Genomic DNA, 16,309 nt, shown 5'->3' on the forward strand with positions numbered 1-16,309 from the left:
TATTCCGTATTTCCATGTAGAAGCTATTGCCTATCCTTCGCCTATCGGTCATCGCAGCACATGACCGTCGGAGAGCCCGGTCCAGCGGCAGCTGCTCCGAAGCCGCCGCTAGCCTGCAACATTACTATTGGACAATCGTTTGCATTTGATAATCGCTTTTTTACTTCGATTTACTATTGTATTATTGTTAAGTTAATTTAATGCATTATACATCATACGCATGAAGATATCTTTTTGGTGCGCAAAAGCACAGGTAAGTTTATTAATAGGATTGGCTTCACCTTTTATTTTTCAATCCAATAGGCTTGAAGCCCGAACGAATACAATCCATTATTTGAGTACTCATTACACTGATCATACCAATAAGATTAGCACCGTTCAAAAAATTAACCCGACGACAGTAGAGATTGTATACGATAATAATCAACGGTTGACTTTAGATTTCTACGGTAATCATATTTTTAGAATGTTCCAAGATATTCATGGGGGTATTATCCGTGATCCTGAAGCAAAACCCGATGCAAAAATTCTAGTAGAGCAGCCACGTAAAACTGTCACCGGGCTTGAGGTCAAGGATGAAGGAAATAAAATAAGCATCTCCACCAAAGATATCCTCTTTTCAATGGATAAGCAGACCTCTCTGTTTAGTATCCTCAATCGTAAAAACAATAGGGTAGTCGTTGAAAGCTTAAAACCAATCAATTTGGATCATCATCAAGTCAGTCTCGAATTAAAAGAACAGGCAGACGAATATTTCTTTGGAGGGGGTGTAAAAATGGACGCTTTTCTCATAAGGGGAACACAATCGCAATCGAAAACCAGAACAGCTGGACAGATGGTGGCGTAGCTTCTCCAACCCCTTATTACTGGTCTACGAAAGGCTATGGCTTTATGTGGCATACTTTTAAGAAGGGAAGTTATGCCTTTGGAGCCAAAACCCCTGGGACAGTAAAATTGGCGCATGACACAGATTATCTGGATGTCTTTTTTATGATTAATGACGGGATAGTACCTTTGCTCAACGATTTCTATCAATTGACGGGCAACCCAATTCTTCTACCGAAATTTGGTTTATATGAGGGTCATCTTAATGCCTATAATCGCGATTTTTGGAAAGAAGATGAAAAGGGAATTCTATTTGAAGACGGCAAACGCTATAAAGAAAGTCAAAAGGACAATGGCGGAATCAAAGAATCGCTGAACGGTGAGAAAAACAATTATCAATTTTCGGCCCGCGCTGTAATAGACCGGTATAAAGCACATGATATGCCTTTGGGCTGGATTCTTCCAAATGATGGCTATGGTGCTGGCTATGGCCAAACGGAATCTTTAGATGGAAATATCCGAAATTTGAAAGAGTTTGGTGATTATGCACGTAAGAATGGTGTAGAAATCGGTTTATGGACACAGTCTGATCTCCATCCGAAAGATAGTATAAGTGCATTACTGCAACGGGATATTGTAAAGGAAGTGCGGGATGCGGGTGTCAGGGTTCTAAAAACGGATGTTGCCTGGGTTGGACCGGGATATTCTTTTGGCCTCAATGGAGTCGCTGATGTGGCGCATACCATGCCTTATTATGGAGACAATGCGCGTCCATTTATTATTTCATTAGATGGTTGGGCAGGCACACAACGCTATGCCGCTATCTGGTCGGGTGACCAAACGGGAGGTGTATGGGAATATATTCGATTCCATATACCTACTTACATCGGGTCAGGGCTTTCAGGTCAGCCCAATATTACCTCCGATATGGACGGAATCTTTGGTGGGAAAAATTTTAAAGTTAATATCCGTGATTTCCAATGGAAGACCTGGACGCCAATGGAACTCAATATGGATGGCTGGGGATCGAACGAGAAATATCCACATGCTTTAGGTGAGCCGGCTACTTCTATCAATCGTCTGTATCTGAAATTGAAATCTCAGTTGGTTCCCTATAGCTATAGTGTTGCGAAACAAGCAGTAGATGGACTGCCGATCATTCGTGCTATGTTTTTAGAGCAAGCAAATAGTTATACGCTCGGAAAGGCAACGCAATACCAGTACCTCTATGGTCCAAATTTCCTTGTAGCACCGATTTACCAGGAAACACGGGTGGATGAGAAGGGAAATGATATGCGCAATGGTATCTACCTGCCGGATGGTGAATGGATTGATTATTTTACGGGTGAGAAATACAAGGGAGGGCGTATTATCAATAACTTTAATGTGCCTATTTGGAAGCTGCCTGTTTTCGTGAAAAATGGAGCCATTATTCCGGTGACCAAGCCAAATAATAATGTGCTGGAAATCAAAAAAGATCAACGTATTTATGAAGTATATCCTTATGGAACCTCTAGTTTCCTAGAATATGATGATGATGGAAAGACAGAGGCCTACCGTTATGGTAAGGGGGCAAGTACGTCCATAACTTCGCAGTTAAACAATAATAAAGTTGTTTTTGCGATTGCTCCAACGCAAGGCGAATTTGACGGCTTTGAGAAAATGAAGTCTACGGAAATTCGTTTCAACGTTAGCAAAGCACCGAAGAAATTGACGGTAAAGGTCAATGGGAAAAATAGCAAACTTAAAGAAGTGAATAGCATAGATGCGTTTAATACTTCTGAAAACGTATATTTCTACGACGCACAACCAAACCTAAATCAGTTTGCAACCAAGGGATCTGAATTTGAAAAAGTACCTTTGGTGAAAAATCCGATGTTGCTGGTACGACTAGCCAAACAGGATGTCTCATCGACCGCAATAGAAGTACAATTGGAGGGGTTCGAATATGCTCCTGCTGACAACTATCTAGCTCAGACTGGTGCTTTGACTTCGCCCAAAGCTGTTATCACAGATCAACATACACAAGCATATACCTTAACGCCAACCTGGGAAAAGGTTGCAAATGCAGATTATTATGAAATTGAATTCAATAATCTGATCTATTCGACTATCAAAGACAGTCAATTGCTATTCGAAGGATTGGCCGCGGAAACGGATTACCAGTTTAAAATTAGAGCTGTCAATAAATCTGGTGTTTCAGATTGGAGTACATTTGCCGCAAAGACAAAGGCAAACCCATTGGAATTTGCCATCGAAGGAATCAAAGCAGAGACTTCTGTGGATAACCAAGGCGGAAGTGGTATCAATAAATTGTTCAATTATGATGAGGGGGATATGTGGCATACAAAATGGGGACAGACTGCGGTTCCGTTTGATATGACCTTAGATCTAAAATCTGTTAATCAATTGGATAAGTTTGAGTATCTCCCAAGAACCGATGGCGGAAATGGCATCCTTTTAAAAGGAAGAGTGTTCTATAGCAATGACAAGATGACCTGGATCGAAGCAGGCAGCTTTGACTGGAAACGCGATGGCGAAATGAAACGTTTTGATTTTGGAACCCATCCGGTGGCTCGATTTATTAAAATTTCAGTTTCTGAAGCTGTTGGTGGTTTCGGTTCAGGAAGAGAATTATATGTGTTTAAAGTTCCAGGATCGTCAAGCTATTTACCGGGCGATATTAATAATGACCGATTGATCGATCATAATGACTTGACTTCCTATATTAACTACACGGGATTGCGCTTTGGAGATGGAGATTTCGAGGGTTATGTTAGCAACGGCGATGTCAATAAAAATAATCTGATTGACGCTTATGATATTTCCAATGTTGCTGTTGTCATAGAAGGTGGTGCAAAACCAGCAAAAGAAGAAAAAGTGGCTGGTAAACTAAAATTGGTTCCCTCAAAAACGACTTTAAAATCAGGAGATATTGTGGAGATCAGTGTTAGTGGAGAGAATCTTAAAGCTGTCAATGCACTTAGTTTTGCTCTTCCCTACAATCAAGGCGATTTTGAATATGTCGGTATTGAGTCCGTACATTTAAAAGAGATGAACAATTATAGCAACGATCGTCTTCACACCAATGGAAGTAAGGCTCTGTATGCTACTTTTGTTAATCTAGGCAACAAGGAGACCTTGAATGGCTCTGAAGTTTTATTTAAGATTAAATTGAAAGCAAAACGAAATGTCAACTTCAATCTGAAAGCGATAGATGGTATTTTGGTTGATAAAAAGCTGAATTCCGTTACTTTCTAAAATATAAATAGCCTTAACAAAAAGGGGAGCCTCATAGGCTCCCCTTTTTTTATTAATTGATGTCTAACTAGTGCAGCTAATTAGTCCAATATCATACTGAGATCCATCAACAGGATTTCAGTATCTGCTGAGGTCACTTTAAGGTTAATTTCAGCGACATCCCATATTCCAAAGCCATCTCTGCTTTCTAATTCTTGTCCTTCGACAGTAACACTACCTTTTATTACAAAAACATATACACCATTTCCCGCCTTTTTGATTTGGTATTTTGTTTGGACGTCCTTGTCAAAATGCCCCATGGAAAACCAGGCATCCTGATGGATCCATACACCCTCGTCTTCTGGATTTGGAGAAAGAATTTGCTGGAATTTATTCTGTCTTTGTGTTATATCCAATGTAATTTGATCGTATCGGGGGCTCACATTCCGTTGATTGGGGTATACCCAAATCTGTAAAAATTTGACTGCATGATCGGTATTTTTATTATACTCGCTGTGTACGATGCCAGTTCCTGCACTCATAACCTGAATATCTCCCTTCCGGATAATTGCTTTATTACCCATGCTGTCTTCATGTTCCAAATCGCCTTCCAACGGAATGCTGATGATTTCCATATTATCGTGGGGATGTTTACCGAAACCTCTTCCCGCAGCGACGGTATCATCATTTAGTACCCGCAATACACCAAAATGCATGCGCTCCGGATTGTGATAATTAGCGAAACTAAACGTATGATTGCTTTGTAGCCAGCCATGATCCGCATGCCCGCGAGTAATTGCTTTATGGAGGACACTGTGGTTTTCCAATTTGTCTGAATGATAATTTACAGCTTCGGCATCCAGCGTTTCAAGCGGTTCTATCTCGTCAATATCATTCTTCAAGATATCAGCTGAAGACACTGTTGATGCAAATATTCCGGAACCCAAAAGTCCCTTTTTTATAAAGTTCTGTTTGTTCATGATCATTTTATTTAGTATCCAAAATTAGCCTTTTAGTAGCCGATCGCCATTGATCTAGTTCAATAAAGAAGCATTTTAGCGGTTTCCAGTTATATCGTTCGGATATTGCGCTGCTCTTGGCTGCATTAGCCTGGTAGTAAGTCTGGAAATAATGTATAAATTTCATTTTTTAAAATCCCGCTCCCGCCACCATAATGGGTAATCAGGCCAATGGAATAAGGGAGTTGCGAAAGATAATCCGTTATTTCTTGTTCTTCCTGCAGCGAGAGCCCCGAGCTTAACAATAATACATCTACAGCATCATCAATCAAATGCTTTTTACAACTATCTAACTCTTGCAGAAATGTTGCTTTCCACGTAGGGGTGCTCTCAATAATTCTTTTTAGCGTAAGCAAAATTTCTTCATTTTTGCCAAATAAGAGAAATGTTAAGTTCTTCATAATGAACAAAAGTAAACATGGACCGATTCATTTCCATTGATGTAGTTTAATAAATGCAGCTACATGCTCTCCACACGCTTTCATCATAAAAGGAACGCCCCTGAGCGATTTAGATCGATATGCCATATGTCAACAGAAAAAGAAAGGGCTGAAATAAGTACAATCACATAAATTTTCTTACTTTTAGTGATCGGATATAGATAATCTTTTAGCGATTTTAATTATTATTTAGTTTATGATGAAGAGATTTTTACTTGTCGGGCTTTTTGCTGGTGTAATTCATTTTATGGCCTTCTCGCAAACGCACGAACTTCGAGTGGGTGTGACTTCTGGGGTATCCAACTTTACGGGTGCAGGGAGTGAGGCCAAGAGCACGTTGATTGGATCCACTCAGCAGGACTTTTATACCAGTAATCCCTATGGAAAAAAATATGGAATAAACATAGGTGGAGCATTAGACTACCGTTATATTTTTGCCAACAATCTGATATTAGGTCTAGAAGGCGCCTACGAAAGATTGCAGACAAAGATTGATTTGGAGGGAAGTGAATTTATGAATGGAAGCCGTGGTCAAACCCAACTTAATCAACAGTTTATCAATTTTAATCCGTTTGTCGGCTATCGCGTCTTTTTTGAACCCATGACGATGGATATTCAGCTGGGGATGGATATCGCCAAAGTATTGAGCATCAAGGAAAAAGGTAGTATTGAGGATAAACAGGGAAATAAAACAAAATTTGATCGTGACAGAGGTAAAGTAATTGATATGGATCTGAGGCCACGTTTACAATTTAACGTAAATTATGACCGCTATACCGTGTTTGCCGGCTATTCATGGGGATTGAAGGATTATACTGGACAGATGCTGGGTAGCGACCCTGGTGCGGCACGACTAAATGTATTCCGATTGGGCCTACAATATCAGTTACTAAGACCGATATTTAAAAATGACTAAAGCTTACTCCCACGTTTGTTTTCGATTATAGGTCATTTCCGTAAATAACAGATCGGGGCGCGAAGATATTAGTGGTATTGTTTGGCAATTTTCTTCTCGGGTTCGATATAAAGCATATATAAGAAAAATAGAAATAGATATTCTAAGGGTTTCATTAAAATATAAGTCATATTTGATGCACCGGTTGAATTGATTTTGATGGAAATGTTGAAACCATATTTATCATAGCAATACCGCACAAACCGGTGCATCGAAGGTGATAGATCACTCAAAATTTCTTCAAACGCATTGGCAATCTGAAGCTGTCTATTGACGACAATGGTATTGCCGTGCCTTTTGCCTAATCTCAACGGTTTTACAAGGGCAGGATTACCTTTCGCGGCGACTGTGCATAAATAATGTCCTTTATGATCCAAAACGGGAGGATGCATTTTTTGTGAAAATGCCCAAGTAGTTGTCTCCGTGAATACTTTCGCCATTGAATCGTGATCCTGCCCCAATAAGATGAGGATGATGGTCAGTAACAGAAAGACCGGAACAAGTAATATAATAGCCCATAAGTGATAATTCAGCTTGGAAGAAAGTAAGGTATTGATCTTGTTGAGGGTGGGATTGGTATAAGTTCTGTTCATGGCGTAACCCTTTTCTTCTATGATGACTCTACGGATTAATCCGACACCGATAATTAAGCTGCAAATTGGTGTAAAAATAAAGTATAAAGTTCCTTCATTGCCAACATACATATCCAGTGTGGATGTATCGTGGTGACTGACCTGAATAAGTACAAATACACTCATTACGCTGCCTATCAATAACATCACCAGCATCATAACGAGAGGTATGGGTGGAATTTTTCGCCCTTTTATCCAGATGGTAACTGCTGAAATATTGAATGCAACGAAATAGATAAACAGCGATAAGATGTGTTTGCCGCCGAAGGGAATATAGCAGTCTCCATCCACGGGGTCCACGGGTTGGTTATATTGGCTCGAATGGAATACAAAACCAATCCCCGCAAGCAGCAGCGCTAAAAGGTAAGCAGTGACAACGGTATATTCAATAAAGGATACATCCCGCTGTTGTTTTTTTACGCGCGCGCGCAGCAGATATAAAATTCCGAAAAGCGTGATTATAATGAAAAGAAGAATTAAAATCATAATAGAATGAGCAGTTATAATGCGAAGAAGAATATAGTCAAATCAGTGTGCTGGATTCAGATTCGACGTTATAGACATATATGCCAGAAATCATCACAAGTGTTGAAAACAGTGTTATTATCGAGCGAATAATAGCTCGTTTAATCTTTTCCAAATAACCTGTTCCAAAAATTTCTTTTTTTAGTGTTTGCAAAGTTTTCGGCCGTTTCAGGCTTCTCCGGCTGCACATGTATCGTATCAGTCTTGACATTTGGCAAAGCCTCATTTTCAGGAAGTCCGCTGCGTTGTGCTATATCCTGAATCTGTTTTAAAGCTGCAGCCTGATATAAGAGTAGACCTGCTTTGTCACAGTTAAACAGGTTGGAGTAACTTTTCGATTCATTCAGGTCAAAAGGTTGCGGCTCCACGACTTCGGTTGCTTCCAAAAGGCCGAGATTTCGCTCCTTGGCATATTGCAATGCATCGAGAAAAATTGAAATCCGGTCCTCTGAAAAAAGTGTATCTAATTCAGCCCTGATGGCTGGGTTATGATGATAGTCTATCCATAATTGAGCGGTTTTCTCTGCTGGAATAAAGACACCCGAGCAATAGTTTTCAACAAGCCTATTTTCGATCGTATTGGTTAGGAATTCTGGTTGTATAAATTCTTCCCACCTTTTGTAATAGACAGACAAATGTTCATTTTGGGAGAAGGACAAAGCTCCGCCGCGAACATAAAAGTACTTTTCGAAAAAACCTTGTACCACCGCTATAAAAAAACCGTGGGTCTTGTCAAAATAATCATTTTTCCCGGTTTCACGGCCCGCATTTAAAGTGTCTTGGTACTTGGTTTTATAGAAGTCTTCGAGCTGATGAAATGTGGATATTTCCTCAAGCTTTTCGGGATTTTGGAGTAAATCAAAATACCACGTTTCTACTTGTTTTTCTGAGATGGGGTGGTAACTAATATCATAGCCCATAATGACTTTTTTTAATCTCTTGTATGTTAATTACTAAGGTATTAAAAATTAACATTTTCTACAATACTTATCGTTCATATCTCTTCTTTTATCATTGAAAAGGGCAACTGGTTGAAAGTGTATGCGACAGTCAGAGGACTTCATATTTTGTCTGTTTCATAATTATTAATTACTTTGGGAACAAACAATATGTATATATGAAGCAGTTACTAGTTATTATTCTTATGTTGTCGAGCTCGTTTTTTACGGCTTGTCAATCCACCAGTCCGGATAAGTTTTTCGGAAAAGTTGTTTTAAATACCAATCTTATTGCGGATTTTGCACCTGAGCGCTACGGCAAGCATCTTGAACAGGAGACTGTGGAATTTGCGGACATGCCTTCCAGTAAGAAAGTGGGCGATGAAGCTCAAAAATCCGTTGAGATCAAGATTCAGGTTGTCGAAAAGGCCTTAAAGGATATTAAGGAGCTGAATGTTTCCGAGGCGGAAGCTAAAACATTGAAAGAGCAGTCTATTGCGTTATTCGAGAAAGTCCTGCCCGTATATAAAAATGAATATATGGCCTATGCAAAGTTATGCGATCGCAAGGGGTCGGCTGATGAAAAGCAGGCTTTACTTCAAAAGATTGAAAAGAATGATATGCCCGAGATCAATAGTGCTTTTGACAATGTATATACCTTAGGTAAAGCTTACGCAGAAAAGCACAACCTAAACGTGAATTGGGGTAACTAACTCATGAAGGAAACTCATCTTTACAGAAATAAGCGAAAAACAACGCAAATGCTGCTAATTTCAGCAGTATTTTGTTTGCTACTCTTCATCATATTACTTTATAGTACTGGTTTGTTTGATGGAGTTTTTAAAGCTAAGCCCACGATCTTTTCTGCAGGAGTATTGTTGGTACTTCTCATCTTGTTGATTGTAAACTTGCTGAGTCTTCGGGATAATTCAGCCCAGATTGTTCTTAGTGAAAAATATTTTTTCGGAAAAACTACGCCATTGGCAAAAGCTTTTGGTCAAGGGAATTGGCAAGATGTAAAGTCTATTGATTTAGAGAAAGTGGGTGGGGATACCATGATCATTGTTACCCTAAAAAATTCAGGGAAGTATAAAGATAGACTACCATCACTACTATGGAAGATGGCCTACCAGGAATCTGCTCAGGAATTAAATATCATGTATTCGGCGTCCACCATTGATCTGGAGCCTTCAGAATTGCATCAACTGTTTTTATCTTATTGGAACAAGCAAAAGTAATGGCTCGTTTTTTTTTGTTAATTTTAGGCAAATTACGCCAATGAAACTTAAAATATATATCCTTGCTATCGCTGGACTCGGGCTGATGGCTTCCTGTGGATCAGGAGCTCATAACAGTCAAACTGTTGCTGATACCGCTACGAATGAAAATTTTAAATCGTATGAAGACCATTTTATTCTTCAGCTTTGGAAAGAAAATCCAGAATGGGCTACCCAAGTTGGTTTTCATCAGTATGATTCTCTATTAACCATACCAGATGCGAATGCCAGAAAGCGACGGCTGGAATTTTCAAAGAACCAGTTGGACAGCCTGAAAAGCTTTGATTTGAGTTCTTTGAATTTATCGCAACAAACAGATTATCATTTGATTAAAAATTATCTTGAATCAAATATTTGGTCGATAGAGCAAGAGCGTGCCTATGAATGGAACCCGTCGTCTTACAACGTTGGCGGGACCATCGCTTTTATGCTCGCAGAGCGTTATGCACCGTTATCGACGCGGCTTAAAGCCATTCAACAGCGTTTAATAAAAATTCCGGCCTATTATGAGGCTGCAAAGAAACAGCTTAAAAATCCAGCTCAGGTATTGACCGATTTGGCCATTCAACAGAATTTGGGCGGATTATCCGTTTTTGAAAAAGACTTACTGGATTCATTGAAAAAATCAGAGCTATCAATTGCGGAAAAAGAAGCCATTGGGAAGGCATGCCAGGAAGCTGTTGCGGCGATAAACGGGTATGTACAGTTTTTAAAAGTAACGCCTAATCCGTCGCCACGGAGTTTTAGATTGGGGAAAGCGCTTTACGACAAAAAATTCGATTTTGATATACAGTCTGGATCCACTGCTGAACAGGTTTATCAGGCTGCGCTTGCACGGAAAACCTATTTGCATGGTGAAATGTATAAAATCAGCAAGGAACTTTGGCCAAAGTATTTTGGGAAATCAGCTGTGCCTTCAGATAGTTTGGCTGTCATCCGAAAAATGATCGATACCCTTTCGGTAAATCATGTCAAAGCAGAAGACTTTCAGTCGGCTATCGAAGCGCAGATACCTAAATTGGTCGCTTTTGTCAAACAGAAAGATTTACTATATATCGACGAGAGTAAACCGCTCGTGGTGCGCAAAGAGCCTGCTTATATGGCTGGTGTCGCGGGCGCATCGATCAGTGCGCCGGGACCATATGATAAAGGAGGTAACACCTATTATAATGTCGGTAGTCTAAGTGGCTGGACGAAAGAGGCTCAGGAGAGTTATCTGAGAGAGTATAACCATTACATCCTGCAGATACTTAATATCCACGAAGCTATTCCGGGGCATTATACCCAATTGGTTTATGCCAACCAATCGCCAAGTCTCATCAAGAGTATTTTAGGAAATGGTGCTATGATTGAAGGTTGGGCAGTGTATACCGAGCACATGATGTTGGAAAACGGTTACGGTGACAATGCGCCCGAAATGTGGTTGATGTGGTATAAATGGCATCTACGTGCTGTTTGCAATGCCATATTGGACTACAGTGTACATGTGAAAAATATGAGCGAGATAGACGCCATGCAGCTATTGGTGGATGAAGCCTTTCAACAGCAGGCCGAAGCAGCCGGTAAATGGAAAAGAGTGTCGGTAAGCAGTGTTCAGCTGACCTCTTATTATACTGGGTATAAAGAAATTTATGAACTTCGGGAGGCTGTTAAGCAAAAAGAAGGTAAACAGTTTAATTTGAAAAAGTTCCATGAGACTTTCCTGAGTTTTGGAAATTCGCCAGTGAAGTATATCCGGGAGATGATGCTAAAATAGCCATCGTGACCATTAACTGAGCCACTCCCCGGGAGTGGCTCAATTGTTTTCAGGCAGGATGGGTGTGGGTATTTTTGTCTTCCATTTTCTTTTCTTTTTAACTTTTACTATATTCATGTAACATATCATTGTTTTGGTATACTAACCTACTATTAACAGTTAAAATTAATCATGAATTTATCCATAGAAACCCTTAGTAAGACCTATTCGAATGGGGTCAAAGCGTTAGACCATGTAGACTTGGAAATCAGACCTGGAATGTTTGGTTTGCTGGGCCCAAATGGTGCGGGTAAGTCTTCTTTAATGCGGACGATCGCTACACTTCAGAAACCCGACAGTGGCCGTATTACTTTTGGCGATATTGATGTGTTGAAAAATCAGCTGGATTTGAGGAAAGTTTTGGGTTACCTGCCCCAGGAATTCGGTGTTTATCCCAACCTCTCGGCTTCTGATCTGCTGCAATACTTTGCTAAACTCAAAGGAATCAAATCCAAGGCGGACCGCAATGCTATTATCAATCGCGTCCTTGAAGTGACTAATCTTTGGGAAGTCCGCAATAAAAGTGTAAGCGGTTATTCGGGGGGTATGAAACAACGTTTTGGTATTGCACAGTTGTTGCTGAATGATCCAAAATTGATTATCGTAGATGAGCCAACTGCGGGACTTGACCCAGCGGAAAGACATCGTTTTTTAAATGTCCTACGGGAAATAGGTACAGATCATACGGTTATATTTTCTACCCATATTGTCGATGATGTACGCGAATTATGTCATGAGTTAGCTATTCTAAATGGTGGTAAGATCCTTTTAAGAGGTACTCCGAAAGAATCGATCGACCAATTGGAGGGAAAGATCTGGGTACGTATCATCAGTAGAGATCAATTGGACGAGTATACTCAAAAGTTTAATGTCATTTCGACCAATTACAATCAGGACAATACGCTCAACATTAGGGTGCACAGTGATGAGCGTCCGGACGAGTCATTTGTGAATGCCCAAGGTCAATTGGAGGATGTCTATTTTGTTGCGCTAAAAAATGATCAACGCCATGTTTAAAGCTATCTTTAATTTTGAATTTGCGCGCTGGTTTAAAAGTTCGTCCGTTTATATCTACATGGCGCTGTTCTTTACACTCTCGCTGTTTATTATGCTTTCGTCGCTGGGCATTTTTGACGGTGTAACGGCAACCACTTCATCCAACACCATCCGAAACTCTCCTTGGGCCATTAATAGTATGGTCAATGGGATGTCAACAATTATATATTTTTTGATTCCTTCCATTGTTGGGGCCTGTGTCTATCGTGATTTTCAGTATCAGGTGCATACGATACTGTTCAGTTACCCCTTCTCAAAAACGGACTACCTGATGGGAAAATTCTTTGGTTCGGTAGCCGTGGTATTGGTTATTGTATTGGCGTCAACCCTTGGTATTGTCGTGGCACAATTTGTACCAGGCATCAATCAATCCTTGTTGGGGCCAGTGGATATTTGGGCTTATCTACAGACGTATATCGTACAGGTTATTCCCAATCTGGTTATGTTTAGTGCCATTATCTTCGTACTCGTAACGTTGACAAGAAACGTATACGTTGGTTTTGTTGCCGTGCTGATCCTTATTATTCTTCAGGTGCTTGTTCAGAGTTTGGCAAACAACATGGACAATCGTTTTGTCGGTGCATTGATCGATCCGTTTGGCGATAGCGCCATCTCGTATTATACCCAATACTGGTCGCCAGATGAGAAGAATATCAACAATCTGCCTTTTACCGGAGTAGTTATTTATAACCGCCTCATTTGGCTCGCTGTAGCGGCATTATTCATTGGTGGGTTTTACATGTTATTTTCATTCTCGCAACATTCGATTTCCTTTAAATCGTCAAAAAAAGGAGCTCGTTTAACAAAGAATAACTTTGACAGTATCTTCCGGATCAATCTGCCTAAGGTCAGCTATGATTTTTCGACATCTCATTATTTGAAAACAACATGGACAATGGCGCGATACGACTATCGTTATATCGTCAAAAATCCCGTTTTTTTAATATTGACGCTCGTTGGGGTATTGTTCATTATTTTGATGGCAAGTACCATCGGATCGATCTTCGGAACGTCGACATATCCCGTTACCTGGAAAATGCTAATGGTCCCGGGGAGTACGTTTAAGTTTTTCCTGCTGATCCTGACTTTTCTTTTTATGGGACTTTTGGTTCACCGTGGAAGCATTACGCGCATGGGAGGGCTACTGGATACTACAGCAGCTCCCAACTGGGCTTTTATGGGATCTAAAGTTATTGCCGTCCTGTTGATGCAGTTGACCCTGTTGGGTGTCGTGATCTTAACTTGTATGGCTTTTCAGGTTTACCATCGTTATTACAATTTTGAAATCAAACAATATGTGCTGCATTTGATGGTCTATGGTATGCTGTCTAATGTGGTATGGCTTTTTATATCACTGTTTGTCCATACGGTTTTCAAAAATTACCTGGCTGGATTCTTTGTGCTACTGACCTTATTTATTGGATTGCCATTTTTGTCTATGGTCGGAGTTGAGCAGGAAATCTATCAGTTTAATCAGGGGCCAAATCTTGACTACTCCGATATGGACGGTTTTGGTTATGTACTTCCCTTTTTGACGTATCGGATCTATTGGCTGCTCTTCGCAGTTGTTTTTGCTACGCTCGCACTAGTATTGTGGCGAAGAGGTAGTTTTTCGGGTTTTGGGGAGCGTTGGGCTATTTTTCGGGCCAACTGGAGTCCGACGACAGCTACGATACTCGTGATCGCTTTCTTAGGCTTTGTTGGTATCGGCTGTGCAATATACTACGAAAACCACGTCAAAAACCCTTATTATACAAGTTTGGATCATGAAAAGCAAGCTGTCGAATGGGAAAAGAGATATAAGAAATATCAATATCGCCCGCAGCCACGCGTTGTGGATATTCAGTTTAATCTCGATATTTTTCCGGATACGCGTAGTTTTAAAGCAACAGCAGCCTATGTACTGAAAAATAAGACCAATATCGCTATCGATTCTATTTTTGTCAATTATAATGATTACGATTATCAATTTTCTTTCAATGTGCCAAATAAGCTACTTTCTGCCGACGATGTATATAATTTTAATATTTATAAGCTCGATAAGCCCATGGCTCCGGGAGATTCCATTGTGTTGAAATTTAGTACGGAAAGTCCGGCCAATACCTGGATAAATGAAAAGTCACCAGTGAAAGGAAATGGTACATTTATCAGTAATATGCTTTTTCCGAATATAGGCTATTTGGATCGGGGCGAGCTGGTGGATAATGATGTGCGCAAGAAGTATGGTTTACCGTTTCGAAATAGGATGGCCCCGCAGACTGATCGAAGAGCACTGCAAAATAATTATATCTCCAATGATGCGGATTGGATCCGTTTTGAAGCGACCGTAAGCACGGCTAAAGATCAATTGGCTATTGCTCCGGGCTATCTGACAAAAGAATGGGAAAAAGATGGCCGCAAATATTATCAATATAAAATGGATTCAGAGATCCTCAACTTTTTTGCTTTTAATTCGGCCGAATATGAAGTCAAAAAAGATAAGTGGAACGGGGTTAATTTGGAAATCTATTACCATAAGGGGCATACCTACAACATCGATCGGATGATGGCTTCCAGTAAGGCTTCTTTGGCTTATTATACGAAAGAATACAGTGCCTACCCGCATCGACAATTGCGTATTATTGAATTTCCGCGTACCGCTGGAACGTTTGCGCAGTCTTTTGCCAATACCATTCCTTTTTCCGAAGCGATCGGTTTTATTGCCGATGTCGATGAAAAAAAGGAAGATGCAGTAGATTATCCGTACGCGGTAACAGCTCATGAGATTGCCCATCAGTGGTGGGCACATCAAGTGGTAGGAGCCAATGTGCAGGGTGCTACTTTGATGTCCGAAAGTATGTCTGAATATTCATCGCTCAAGGTGTTGGAAAAAAGATATGGCAAAGGGCAGATGCGTAAGTTTCTTAAAGATGCACTTGACGGCTATTTGAAGGGGCGAAGTGCCGAAAAGCTAGGGGAGAAGCCATTGATGTACAATGAGAATCAAATGTATATCCATTACCAAAAAGGATCTTTGGTGCTGTATGCATTGAGTGATTATTTGGGTGAGGATCTTTTTAACAAGACTGCGCGAGCTTATTTGCAACGCACAGCTTTTCAAAATCCGCCCTACACAACCTCAACCGAGTTTGTGGATAGCTTAAGGCAGGTAACTCCAGACTCACTGCGCTACCTGATCAAGGATATGTTTGAAACGATTACTTTGTATAACAATAAAGTTGACAAAGTGAGCGCTAAGAAACTTAAAAATGGCAAATATCAGGTTGATATCCAGTTTGAAGTAGCTAAATATCGTGTCGATGGCAATGGAAAAAAGAGCTATAGTGACGCAGGGGGGCAGGCGCTGTCATTTAAAAAATCGGATCGGCTGACACTAAAGTCTTTGCCTCTTGCAGATTATATTGAAGTTGGCGTTTTCTCTAGTAAAAAAGCCAAAGATGGAAATAACCGGCAGGAACTTTATCTCAAAAAGCATAGAATTGATCGGATCAATAACTCCCTGACACTAGTTGTTGATCAAAAACCCGAACAGGTAGGCATAGATCCTTACAATAAACTGATTGATATTGAATCAGATGACAATAGGAAGGAGCTATAGAAAAGGTTG

At 40.3% G+C, this 16,309-nt stretch carries 13 protein-coding genes; 9 read left to right on the top strand and 4 right to left on the bottom strand.

Going from position 1 to position 16,309, the window contains the following annotated elements; genetic code table 11:
* The 3 genes from B2107_RS00005 to B2107_RS00015 form a co-directional block, all read left to right on the top strand.
* Positions 1-201, top strand: a 201-nt coding sequence (locus tag B2107_RS00005) for a hypothetical protein (protein ID WP_293951899.1), incomplete at its 5' end; no start/stop codon positions are given.
* Positions 202-220: 19 nt separating this feature from the next.
* Positions 221-847, top strand: a complete 627-nt coding sequence (locus tag B2107_RS00010; RefSeq protein WP_293951901.1) for a hypothetical protein — start codon at positions 221-223, stop codon at positions 845-847.
* 44 nt (positions 848-891) lie between these two features.
* On the top strand, positions 892-4,086 hold the full coding sequence (locus tag B2107_RS00015; protein WP_293951903.1) for a TIM-barrel domain-containing protein: 3,195 nt from the start codon (positions 892-894) through the stop codon (positions 4,084-4,086).
* Positions 4,087-4,166: 80 nt separating this feature from the next.
* Here the strand turns inward: B2107_RS00015 and B2107_RS00020 are convergent, their stop codons facing one another.
* Both B2107_RS00020 and B2107_RS00025 read right to left on the bottom strand, forming a co-directional pair.
* Positions 4,167-5,045: a pirin family protein gene (locus tag B2107_RS00020; protein ID WP_293951906.1), complete on the bottom strand. Its 879-nt coding sequence runs from the start codon at positions 5,043-5,045 to the stop codon at positions 4,167-4,169.
* Positions 5,046-5,170: 125 nt separating this feature from the next.
* Positions 5,171-5,485: a hypothetical protein gene (locus B2107_RS00025; protein ID WP_293951908.1), complete on the bottom strand. Its 315-nt coding sequence runs from the start codon at positions 5,483-5,485 to the stop codon at positions 5,171-5,173.
* A gap of 235 nt (positions 5,486-5,720) precedes the next feature.
* Here B2107_RS00025 and B2107_RS00030 point away from each other — a divergent pair, with 235 nt between their 5' ends.
* Positions 5,721-6,440: an outer membrane beta-barrel protein gene (locus B2107_RS00030; protein ID WP_293951910.1), complete on the top strand. Its 720-nt coding sequence runs from the start codon at positions 5,721-5,723 to the stop codon at positions 6,438-6,440.
* A 68-nt stretch (positions 6,441-6,508) separates the two neighbouring features.
* Here B2107_RS00030 and B2107_RS00035 read toward each other — a convergent pair whose 3' ends face one another.
* Both B2107_RS00035 and B2107_RS00040 read right to left on the bottom strand, forming a co-directional pair.
* Positions 6,509-7,597, bottom strand: a complete 1,089-nt coding sequence (locus tag B2107_RS00035; RefSeq protein WP_293951912.1) for a DUF6688 domain-containing protein — start codon at positions 7,595-7,597, stop codon at positions 6,509-6,511.
* A gap of 140 nt (positions 7,598-7,737) precedes the next feature.
* Positions 7,738-8,556 (bottom strand): hypothetical protein, encoded by an 819-nt coding sequence (locus tag B2107_RS00040; RefSeq protein ID WP_293951915.1) that lies wholly within the window; start codon positions 8,554-8,556, stop codon positions 7,738-7,740.
* A gap of 197 nt (positions 8,557-8,753) precedes the next feature.
* Between B2107_RS00040 and B2107_RS00045 the strand changes: the two genes are divergently transcribed.
* The 5 genes from B2107_RS00045 to B2107_RS00065 all read left to right on the top strand — a co-directional run bounded on the left by B2107_RS00045 (position 8,754) and on the right by B2107_RS00065 (position 16,300).
* Positions 8,754-9,287: a hypothetical protein gene (locus B2107_RS00045; RefSeq protein WP_293951918.1), complete on the top strand. Its 534-nt coding sequence runs from the start codon at positions 8,754-8,756 to the stop codon at positions 9,285-9,287.
* Positions 9,288-9,290: 3 nt separating this feature from the next.
* On the top strand, positions 9,291-9,812 hold the full coding sequence (locus B2107_RS00050; protein WP_293951921.1) for an STM3941 family protein: 522 nt from the start codon (positions 9,291-9,293) through the stop codon (positions 9,810-9,812).
* A 40-nt stretch (positions 9,813-9,852) separates the two neighbouring features.
* Positions 9,853-11,607 carry a DUF885 domain-containing protein gene (locus B2107_RS00055; protein ID WP_293951923.1) on the top strand — a complete coding sequence of 585 codons (1,755 nt, stop codon included), beginning with the start codon at positions 9,853-9,855 and terminating at the stop codon, positions 11,605-11,607.
* A gap of 171 nt (positions 11,608-11,778) precedes the next feature.
* Positions 11,779-12,663: an ABC transporter ATP-binding protein gene (locus tag B2107_RS00060; protein WP_293951925.1), complete on the top strand. Its 885-nt coding sequence runs from the start codon at positions 11,779-11,781 to the stop codon at positions 12,661-12,663.
* Positions 12,656-16,300 carry a M1 family aminopeptidase gene (locus B2107_RS00065; RefSeq protein ID WP_293951927.1) on the top strand — a complete coding sequence of 1,215 codons (3,645 nt, stop codon included), beginning with the start codon at positions 12,656-12,658 and terminating at the stop codon, positions 16,298-16,300. The genes B2107_RS00060 and B2107_RS00065 overlap by 8 nt, the downstream gene beginning before the upstream one ends.
* The last annotated feature ends 9 nt before the right edge of the window (positions 16,301-16,309 follow it).

This window comes from Sphingobacterium sp. UBA7855 (assembly GCA_002500745.1).
Taxonomy (GTDB): Bacteria; Bacteroidota; Bacteroidia; order Sphingobacteriales; family Sphingobacteriaceae; genus Sphingobacterium.